Source organism: Rhodococcus olei (assembly GCF_039540555.1).
GTDB classification, from domain to species: Bacteria; Actinomycetota; Actinomycetes; order Mycobacteriales; family Mycobacteriaceae; genus Rhodococcus_G; species Rhodococcus_G olei.
Map to the genome: position 1 here is coordinate 1 of NZ_BAABFB010000015.1, position 9,247 is coordinate 9,247.

Here is a 9,247-nt window from a genome sequence, read left to right on the forward strand (position 1 = left end):
CGGCGAGGGCCCGATCCAGATCAGCCCCGCGTCGATCACCGCCTGCGCGAAGTCCGCGTTCTCGGACAGGAACCCGTAACCGGGGTGGATCGCGTCCGCACCCGACTTCGCGGCCGCGTCGAGGATCTTGTCGAACACCAGGTACGACTCCGCCGACGTCTGCCCGCCCAGGGCGAACGCCTCGTCCGCCAGCTTCACGAACTGGGCATCGGCATCCGGCTCCGCGTACACCGCGACGCTGCCGTACCCGGCGTCCTTCGCGGCCCGAATCACCCGCACGGCGATCTCGCCGCGGTTCGCGACGAGCACCTTCGAGATCTTCGCGCTGGCATGACTGGGCACTGAGCCTCCTGTTGATCGCAAGGGGTAGCCACTGTGGATCGGGTCGGATCCGGCGGGCTGCTTTCCGGCAGTACTTCGCAGTGTATGCACCAGCCCACCTGCGAATGTAATCGGCTAGCGAATTGACCCGAAGGCCGCGCTGAACACGGTAAACCCTACTGAGAAGTAGTTTTGCCGGTTCCCGGTGTGACGTGTTCCGGCAGCGCACAGGTCCCGGTGCCCTCGACCTCCTCCATCAGGCTGCGCAGTCGGGCGACGTAGCGGTGCACGGCCGCGGTCGCGGTGTCCGACGCCGGATACCGTGCCGCGATGTTCACACCCTCCGGGGTCCGGTTCACCCAGATGTACACGTCGTTCTCGTACTGCTTGCTGCGCAGCGCCCGCGCGTTCCACTCCGGCCACTCGGTGGCCGCGGGAACGAATCGCACGTCCATGAACGACACGACGAAACGCGGCCGGGCGTCGGTGCCGAGGACCTCCGAGATCCACTCGAACGGCACCCGCGCGGCGGACTTGGCGGCGGCGACCTGGGCCGATGCCCGCCGCATCAGCTCGGCGAACGACCCCGCGTCGCGGGTCTCGAACCCGATCGGGCCGATACCGACGAACCAGCCGACCGACCCGGCCCACCCGGGCTCGTCGCGCGTGTGCATCGGGGTGACGACCTCGAACCGGTCCGCGCCGGACAGCTGTGCACCGGCGACCGCCAGGCAGGCCAGCGTGCCCGCGAAGAATCCGTGTCCGATCTTCCGGCACGCCACCTCGAACGCGTCCGCGCCGTCCGGATCGAGCACCCAGGCGGACAGTCCCCGCTGCGGCAGCGGATCGTCGGGCAGCTCGCCGAGGTCGAGCGGGAACGCAGGCAACCGTCCGTCGCGGTCGAGCATCGCGCGCCACAGCGCGATCGCCGGGTTGGCCCCGGTGTCGAGGCCGGAGGCCGCGACCCGTTCCCGCGCCCCGAAGTCGAGGAAGCTGCGGACCGGGAGCAGCGCCGGGGTCGCGCCGCCCCGTTCCCGGCGGTACAACGCCTCGATCTCCTGTGCGACCAGCACCACCGAGTACCCGTCGACGATCGCGTGGTCGGCGGCGAAGTAGACGGTGAACGCGCGGTCGCGGTCCGGCGGCTCGACCGTCGCGAACGCGAACGCCGGCCACGTCGTCGGCGACGTGCACCCGTCGAACAGCGCGTGCAGGTGCTCGAAGTTCTCCGCGCCCGAGGTCCGGTACCCGTGCCGCTGCGCGGCCATCCGCACCCGGCCCGGCGTCACGGTGCGGCGGTGCAACTCGCCGGGGCCCGCGGGAACCGTTGCGTGGCTCCGCAACCCCTCGTGTCGGTCGACCCACGCGCCCAGCGCCCGCGCGAACGCGTCGGGGTCGAGCCTGCCGCCGATCTCGAACGCGGTGCCCAGCCACGACTCGTGCCGGGTTCCGGCGCGCGCGTGCGCCTCACGCAGTCGCGTCTCCTGCACGAAGGACGTCGGTCGCGGATCGTCGAACCACCCGACCGCGTCCCCCGAGGGGGCTGCGTGGTCGGACGGCACGGTCGGGAGCCACTCGGTCAACGTCCCCGCGGTGACGGGATAGTCGGCCAACTCGGTGAATTCCACAGCACCCTGTTCTCGAGATCGGCGCAGAGGAATGGATCGCATTCACTCGCGCAGATGGCGTTTGATGCGTGTGAGCATCGCGGACATGCCCCGCAGGCGCAGCGGGCTGACGGCGTCTGCCAGACCCAGCGCGGAATAGAAGTCTCCGGGCACGTCCAGTATCGCTTGCGCGCTCTGCCCGTCCAAACCCTGATGCAGGATCGAGGCGAAGCCGCGGGTCGTCGGCGCCTCCGGCGGGGCACTGAAGTGCAGTCGCACGTGGTCGCGATCGCCGGCGTCGACGGACAGGAACAGCGGTGACTGGCACTCCGGTACCGGCTCCATCGCCGCCTGCTCGAATTCGGCGGGCAGGGACGGGAGTTCGCGGCTGAACTCCAGCAGGAGCTGCAGCTTCTCCTGTCCGTCGACGGCGGCGAAGTCGTCGACGATCTCGGCGAGCGGGGCGGGCAGCGTCATGCGATCGCCGGAACCTCACCGGGCTCGTCGCCCTTGACGATCGGGACCCGCACCGCGTTGCCCCACTCGGTCCACGAGCCGTCGTAGTTGCGGACACCCTCGTACCCCAGCAGGTGGGTGAGCACGAACCAGGTGTGGCTCGACCGCTCACCGATCCGGCAGTACGCGATCACGTCGTCGGCGGCGGCGAAATCGCCGTAGATCTCCTCCAACTCGGTGCGCGACCGGAACCGGCTGTCCGGCGCCGCGGCCTTCGCCCACGGAATCGACACCGCGGTCGGGATGTGCCCGCCGCGCAGTGCGCCCTCCTCGGGGTAGTCCGGCATGTGGGTGCGCTCGCCGGTGTACTCCTGCGGCGACCGCACGTCGATCAGCGGCGCGCCGCCCAGGCGTGCCAGCACGTCGTCCTTGAACGCGCGGATCGGGGCGTCGTCGCGCTGCACCACCGGATAGTCGGTGGGCTCGTACGCGGGCACGTCCAGGGTGGTGTCCCGGTTCTCGGCGATCCACGCGTCCCGGCCGCCGTCGAGGAGCCGGACGTCCTCGTGCCCGAACAGCGTGAACACCCACAGCGCGTACGCCGCCCACCAGTTGCTCTTGTCGCCGTAGATGACGACGGTGTCGTCGCGGCGAATCCCCTTGCGGCTCATCAACTTCGCGAACGCCTCGCCGTCGATGTAGTCGCGGGTGACGGGGTCGTTGAGGTCGGTGTGCCAGTCGATCTTCACGGCACCCGGGATGTGCCCGACGTCGTAGAGCAGCACGTCCTCGTCGGACTCGACGATCCGGACGCCCGGTGCTCCGATGTGGGCGCCGAGCCACTCCGAGGAGACGAGCCGCTCCGGATGCGCATAGGCCGCGAAGGACGAGTGGGAATCGGGCGCCACGGGCACGGTGGGGCTCCTGAGGGTGAGACGACGGGTTGACAAACCCGATTCTATGCGGAGCGCCCTCACACCGCCGATTCGACGAGGACCAGATCCGCCTCCGGCTGTTGCAGTGTCGACCTGCCGTCGCACACCTCGGTCAGCACCTCCGCCAACCGGGTCAGGAACCTCTCCATCGTGTCCCGCGCGACCGGGGTGTCCGGGAACCGGGACCGGATCGACAGTCCCTCGGTGGTGCGGGACACCCAGAACTGGGCGTCGTCGCAGACGGTCACGTTGCTGATGTGGTGGGCGTTGATGCTGCGGTGGTGCTCGCTGCCTGCCAGTCGCCGGTAGTCGATGAACGACACCATGAACAGGTCGGTGCTGGTGCGCCGGTATCCGTCGCCGACCCCGGCCCGCACCTGCGGCATCGACACCCCGAGCACGTTCAACGCCGACCGGAACGAGCTGTGCGTGTCGGCCAGCGCGGCCGCGAAGTCGTCGGGACGATCGACCCGGACGGTGACCGGCGCGCTGGTCGTCAACCAACCGATCGAGCCCTCCCACCGCGGGTCCAGCCGGGTGTGCAGCGGGAACTGCAGCGGCAGCAGTGCCGGTGCGCCCTCGCGGCGCAATGCGGTCCCGATCGCGGTCAGCACCCCGGAGAACATCGCGCCCCCGCCCGCGAGGCACACCTCCTCGAACCGGGCCGTGTCCTGGGTGTCGAGGATCGATCGCACGTCGGAGGCCTGCGGCGCCGGCTTGCCGGGTTGCACGCCGAGGGGGAGCGGGAACCGCGGCGCGGTGCCGCCGCACGACTCGTAGAACCGGGCCCAAGCGCGGATCCGGGGATCGGACGCGTCGACGTCCTCCTCGGCGCTCTCCTCGACGCAGAAACTCATGAAGCTGCCGGGGTCGTCCAGGTCGACGTGCACGTCCTCGTCGGCGATGTCCGGTGTCGCGCACAACAATTCGTAGACCTGCCGCAGTTCGCGGATCGCGATCACCAGCGAGTAGCCGTCGACGATCGTGTGGTCGAACGCGGCGAGCACGGTGCTCGACCCGGCCCGCTCGACGGTCGCGAACAGGAACGCGGGAAACGTCAGCGGATCGCAGACCTCGGTGAACCGGGCCCGCAGATGGGTGCGCAGCGACGCGGTGTCCCCGAACTCGACCGCCGCCGACGGGGTCACCGCCACCGCGTGCGGCGGCACCGTCAGCCGGGTGATCCGGTCCGGCCGCACCTCGAAGCCCGTCCACAGCGCATCGTGCCTGCGCACGATCAACTCCAGCGTGCGGCGGAGCGCCACCCGGTTCACCGGGGCGGGCAGGTCGAAGCTCGCGGCCATCCACACGCTGGCACCGACTCCGTGCGTGCGCGCGGTCTCGAGGTGGAACTGCTGGTTGTAGCTCGGCGGGACGTCCGAACGGACCAGCTCGTCGGTCGGGGCGAGGGTCCATTCCGTCAGGGTGCCGGGCTCGATCTCGTACCGGTCGATCGCGGTGACGTGCATCAGAGGGTCCCTTCTGCCGGTGCGATCCGGTGGTCGCCGTCGCGCGCGACGGCCGTCATGATCTCGGTGAGCCGGCGCGTGTAGCGCTCCACCGACTCGCGCGCCTGTGGCGTGTCCGGATGCGAGATGTCGATCCAGGTGCCGTGGTCGAGCCGGTTGACCCACATCAGGGCCACGGCCGTGTCCTTCCCGCCGACCAGGCCGGTGGCGTGGGCCTGCACGTACTCGTCGGACCGGGGCAGGCTCCGGGCGTCCATGTACGACACGATCGGCGGCACCGACAGCCCCGTGAACTCGGTGGCGGCCGCGGCGCCCCGCTCCGCGACGACCACCTCGATGGCCTGCTGGCTCGACACCGACCCCAGCTTCTTGCCGGACCGGAACGAGTCCTGCGCGGCCGCGACGAGATCGGTGAACGTCGCGGCGTCCGCGGTCGCGAACCCGACGGGGATCAGATTGATGAACCAGCCCTGCGTCCACTCCATGTCGTCGCTGTCGCGCGTGGACAGCGGCGACAGGGCGAAGTAGCGGTCGCGGCCGACGAGTTCGCGTTCGGTGATCGCCAGCGCGGCGAACACCCCGCCGACGAAGTTGCCGCCGTTCGCCCGGCACACGTCGGTGAACCGCTCGCTGTCGGCGCCGTCGATCAGGATCACCCGGGTGTTCATCGCCGGACGGGGCCCGTCCGCGGCGCCCAGATCGAGGGGGAACACCGGCATCGACCCGCCCGCCGCGCGCAGGTGCTCCATCCACGACGCGACTTCCGGCGACTCCGCGGTCAGCTCCGCGGCGCGGGCCCGTTCCCGCCGGCTGAACTCGACGAAGCTCCCGGCGGCGGGCATGTCGTGCCCGGTGCCGTCCAGCGCGCAGTCGTAGAGGGTGCGCAGCTCGGTGAACGTGTAGGCCATCGACGTCAGGTCCGTGTGGGCGTGGTCGACGGCGTGGAACAGCGTGAACGACTCGCCGCCCTCGTGCTCGATCGTACCGAAGACGAACGCCGGCCAGGTCAGCGCCGTCGCCGCGGTCGCGAACCGGTGCATCAGGTGATCGCGGATCGCCTCGCTCGTCCCGGGAACGTCGACCGTGCGGGATTCGAACTCGATCGAGTCCGGGTCGGTCACGTGCCGGCGCATGAGGTTCGCGAAATCGGCCGGGTCGCCGTCGGGATCGGCGAAGGAGAACCAGCTCCACAGGGTCTCGTTGCGTCGCACGTACTCGGTGATCGCCCGGGCCATGGCCTGCTCGTCGAGGGGCCGGAAGAAGTCGAACGCGAGCCCGATCCACGGGGACTGGGCCTCGCCGCGGGCGGCCGCCGCGGCCGCCCGGCGAAGGTGACGCTCCTGAATCGTCGCCGGTGGGAACGGGCTCTCCGGTGCGGACCGCGCGATCTCGGCGGCACGCTCGGTCACCGTCCACTCGACGACCCGACCCGGCGGCGGGGTCCATCGAGTGATCTGGTGCAGATCCATGGGTTGGGGCTCCTGGAGGACGAGCAACGCGAGGCGCCGACGGCTGGGAGTAGGGGACTCGCGGTGGGGGGAGGGAGGGGGCGAAATGGGGGGTGTTCGGGTTCGGACTGCGCGAGCGTAGGTGAGCGTTCAACACGGCCGCAGGACATTCGGCACATTGGTCCGTTCCGGGACGATGACGTCGGTCACGCCTCCCGGGCGATCCGGCCGCGCGGCGGATCTTCGTCGTCGATCCCGGCCCGGGACCCCGGCCGGTTCGGTTACCGTTCTGCGCCATGTCCATTGTGCAGCCCGGGGTGGCACCACCCGAGAACCGGGCCGCGCCCGACGAGCAGTCCGGGTGGGCGCCGTGGCTCGGACTCGCCGCGAGCCTCGCCGCGGTGTTCATGCAACTCCTCGACTCGACCATCGTCAACGTGGCGTTGCCGAGCATCGCCGCCGACCTCGGTGCGTCGGCGTCCCAGCAGTTGATGACCGTGTCCGGCTATGTGCTGGCATTCGCGTGCACCCTGATCACCGCGGCCCGGCTCGGTGACCTCTACGGCCGGCGGCGGGTGTTCCTGACGGCGATGGCGCTGTTCGTCACCGCATCGGTCGCGTGCGGGGCCGCCGTGGGACCGGTCTGGCTGATCGCGGCCCGGATGGTCCAGGGCCTGGCCGCCGGCGCGATGTCGGCCCAGACCTTCGCTTTGATCTCCGGTTCCTTCCCGCCGAGCCGGCACGGTCGGGTGTTCGGAATCTACAGCGCCACAATGGCTTCGGCGACCATGGCCGGACCGCTGCTGGGCGGGTTGCTGATCCACTGGGACCTGTTCGGGTGGGGCTGGCGGCTGATCTTCTACGTCAACGTCCCGCTCGGACTCGCCGCCCTGACGGTCGGATGGCTGCATCTGATCGACGCCCGGCCGCCGGGGGTTCGCCGCCTCGATCCGATCGGTGCCGTCCTGTCCACGGTCGGGCTCTTCCTGCTGATCTTCCCGCTGATCGAGGGGCGCGAACGCGGCTGGCCGCCGGTGCTGGTCGCGATGGCGGTCGCGTCGGTACCGGTCCTCGCCGCGTTCGTCCTCCACGAACGCCGGCTCGGGGGCCGCGGCGGTGACCCGGTGCTGCCCCTCGGGCTGTTCGCCGACCGGGCCTTCACCCGGGGCGCGCTGCTCGCGTTCGCGTTCTTCGGCACCATGTCGTCGCTGGTGTTCACCGTCGCGCTGACGTTGCAGTACGGGCTGGGCTTCAGCCCGCTGCGGGCGGGACTGACGACGATGCCGTGGGCCGTCGGCACCGCGGTCGCGGCCGCGCTGTCGGCCACCGTCGTGCGCCGGATCGGCAACCTCGTGCTGCCGCTCGGGATGGCCCTGTTCGCGGTGTCGCTCGTCGCGCTGTCGTTCGAGATGCCCGCGCTCGGCGCCGATCCGTCGCCGTGGGCGTTCGTGGTGCCGCTCCTCGTCGGGGGAAGCGGGCTCGGGTTGTTCCTGGCGCCGCTGCAGGCGGCGATCCTCGCGACCGTGCGGCCCGCCAACGTCGGCGCGGCGTCGGGATTGCTGCCCACGGTGCAGCAGGTCGGCAACGTGCTCGGGCTCGCGGCGATCGGTGCGGTGTTCTTCGCCCTGGTCGACGACCGGATCGACGCCGGGTCGGTCACCGCCTACCTGCACGCCCAGCAGCGGGTGCTGTGGGGGATCGCGGCGCTGGCGTTGGTGCTCGGCGCCGCGGCACTCGGGTTGCCCCGGCGTAACCGGACCTGACCGGGTTCCGCCGGGATCGGCGTCAGGCGGGGTCGGGGGAGGCGGTCCAGAGTTCGGCGATGCCGACCCCGACGTCACCGAGCAGTCGCCGCACCAGCGGCAGCCCGATCCCGATCACGCTGGACGGATCACCCTCGATCCGGTCGATGAACCAGCCGCCCAGTCCGTCCAGGGTGAACGCGCCCGCCACCTGCATCGGCTCACCGGAATCCAGGTAGGCCTCGAGGTCGTCACCGGACGGCGTCCCGAAGTGCACGACGGTCGCGCTGTCCGCGCTGGACTCGCCGACCGGGCGACCGTCGTGGACCCGGATCACGCAGTGCCCGGTCAGGAGGGTGCCGCTGCGGCCCGCCATCGACCGCCAGCGGGCCCGCGCGACGTCCGCGGTGTGTGGTTTGCCCTGCAGCTCGCCGTCGAGCAGCAGCATCGAGTCGCAGCCGATCACGACGGCGTCGGCGACGATGTCGGCGGGCAGCGCGGGCACGACGGCAGCGGCCTTCGCGCGGGCCAGCTCCGTCACCACGTGGTGCGGAGTGGCCCGCGGGCCCAGCGTCGCCTGCACCGCGTCCTCGTCGACCCCGGAGACGTGCACGTACGGCTCGATCCCCGCCTTGCGCAGCACGGTGCGGCGCGCGGGCGAGGCCGAGGCGAGGACGAGCCGGGTCACGCCCGGTTGGGGAACGCGTACGGGGAGAAGGGTGCGCGCTGCCGGTGCATCCTGGTCGGCTGGCCCCAGTGGTCGGCGGGCGTGGTGTCGACCGGCGCCGGAGCCGACCCGGCGGCCGCGAGGACCGCGACCAGCGCGGCGATCTCGACGTCGGTGGGGGAGCCCTTGAGCACCGTGATGACCGGCAATTGCGTACCTTCGGTTGCGGTTGCCGCGGCGGCGTCGACCGCAGCGGCGGCCTCGATCAGCACCTCGACCTCGGCGAGTGTCGTGTCCGTGAGTGTCACAGTGGAATGTTCCCATGCTTCTTGGGCGGAAGGGTGACCATCTTGCGTTCGAGCAACCGCAACGCCGACACGATCTGACCACGGGTGTGCGACGGCGGGATGACCGCGTCGACGTAACCACGCTCGGCCGCCACGTACGGATTGACGAGGGTGTCCTCGTACTCGTTCTGCAACTGCAACCGCAACGCGTCGACGTCCTGACCCGCCGCCGCGGCGTCCTTGAGCTGCTTGCGGTAGACGAACCCGACCGCACCCGAGGCACCCATCACCGCGATCTGCGCGGTCGGCCACGCC

The 9,247-nt window shown here is 70.9% G+C and carries 10 protein-coding genes; 1 reads left to right on the forward strand and 9 read right to left on the reverse strand.

Annotation, left to right across the window (positions count from 1 at the left end):
- The 6 genes from ABD951_RS02260 to ABD951_RS02285 form a co-directional block, all read right to left on the reverse strand.
- On the reverse strand, positions 1–342 hold a 342-nt coding region (locus tag ABD951_RS02260; protein WP_345341692.1), incomplete at its 3' end, for a biotin carboxylase N-terminal domain-containing protein.
- Between the two features lie 155 nt (positions 343–497).
- Positions 498–1,949, reverse strand: coding sequence for a condensation domain-containing protein (locus ABD951_RS02265; RefSeq protein WP_345341694.1), 1,452 nt, complete (start codon positions 1,947–1,949; stop codon positions 498–500).
- A 42-nt stretch (positions 1,950–1,991) separates the two neighbouring features.
- Positions 1,992–2,405, reverse strand: coding sequence for a SufE family protein (locus ABD951_RS02270; protein WP_345341696.1), 414 nt, complete (start codon positions 2,403–2,405; stop codon positions 1,992–1,994).
- Complete coding sequence (locus tag ABD951_RS02275) at positions 2,402–3,298, reverse strand: sulfurtransferase (RefSeq protein ID WP_345341698.1); 897 nt, start codon at positions 3,296–3,298, stop codon at positions 2,402–2,404. Before ABD951_RS02275 ends, ABD951_RS02270 begins: the two co-directional genes overlap by 4 nt.
- Before the next feature lie 59 nt (positions 3,299–3,357).
- On the reverse strand, positions 3,358–4,788 hold the full coding sequence (locus ABD951_RS02280; protein WP_345341700.1) for a condensation domain-containing protein: 1,431 nt from the start codon (positions 4,786–4,788) through the stop codon (positions 3,358–3,360).
- Entirely contained in the window at positions 4,788–6,257 is a 1,470-nt protein-coding gene (locus ABD951_RS02285; RefSeq protein ID WP_345341702.1) for a condensation domain-containing protein, read from the reverse strand. Before ABD951_RS02285 ends, ABD951_RS02280 begins: the two co-directional genes overlap by 1 nt.
- 275 nt (positions 6,258–6,532) lie before the next feature.
- Between ABD951_RS02285 and ABD951_RS02290 the strand changes: the two genes are divergently transcribed.
- Positions 6,533–7,999 carry a DHA2 family efflux MFS transporter permease subunit gene (locus ABD951_RS02290; RefSeq protein ID WP_345341704.1) on the forward strand — a complete coding sequence of 489 codons (1,467 nt, stop codon included), beginning with the start codon at positions 6,533–6,535 and terminating at the stop codon, positions 7,997–7,999.
- A 22-nt stretch (positions 8,000–8,021) separates the two neighbouring features.
- Here ABD951_RS02290 and ABD951_RS02295 read toward each other — a convergent pair whose 3' ends face one another.
- The 3 genes from ABD951_RS02295 to ABD951_RS02305 all read right to left on the reverse strand — a co-directional run.
- Positions 8,022–8,666 (reverse strand): Maf family protein, encoded by a 645-nt coding sequence (locus ABD951_RS02295; RefSeq protein WP_345341706.1) that lies wholly within the window; start codon positions 8,664–8,666, stop codon positions 8,022–8,024.
- A complete protein-coding gene (locus ABD951_RS02300; RefSeq protein WP_345341708.1) occupies positions 8,663–8,953 on the reverse strand; it encodes an acyl-CoA carboxylase subunit epsilon in 291 nt (96 codons plus the stop codon). The genes ABD951_RS02295 and ABD951_RS02300 overlap by 4 nt, the downstream gene beginning before the upstream one ends.
- A partial coding sequence (locus ABD951_RS02305; RefSeq protein WP_345341710.1) for a carboxyl transferase domain-containing protein occupies positions 8,950–9,247 on the reverse strand: 298 nt, incomplete at its 5' end. The genes ABD951_RS02305 and ABD951_RS02300, both read right to left, overlap by 4 nt.

What these genes read in the sequence shown, in the direction of transcription:
- ABD951_RS02270 (WP_345341696.1), bottom strand. Translation starts at nt 2,405, where the DNA reads ATGACGCTGCCCGCCCCGCTCGCCGAGATCGTCGACGACTTCGCCGCC.
- ABD951_RS02280 (WP_345341700.1), bottom strand. Translation starts at nt 4,788, where the DNA reads ATGCACGTCACCGCGATCGACCGGTACGAGATCGAGCCCGGCACCCTG.
- ABD951_RS02285 (WP_345341702.1), bottom strand. Translation starts at nt 6,257, where the DNA reads ATGGATCTGCACCAGATCACTCGATGGACCCCGCCGCCGGGTCGGGTC.
- ABD951_RS02290 (WP_345341704.1), top strand. Translation starts at nt 6,533, where the DNA reads ATGTCCATTGTGCAGCCCGGGGTGGCACCACCCGAGAACCGGGCCGCG.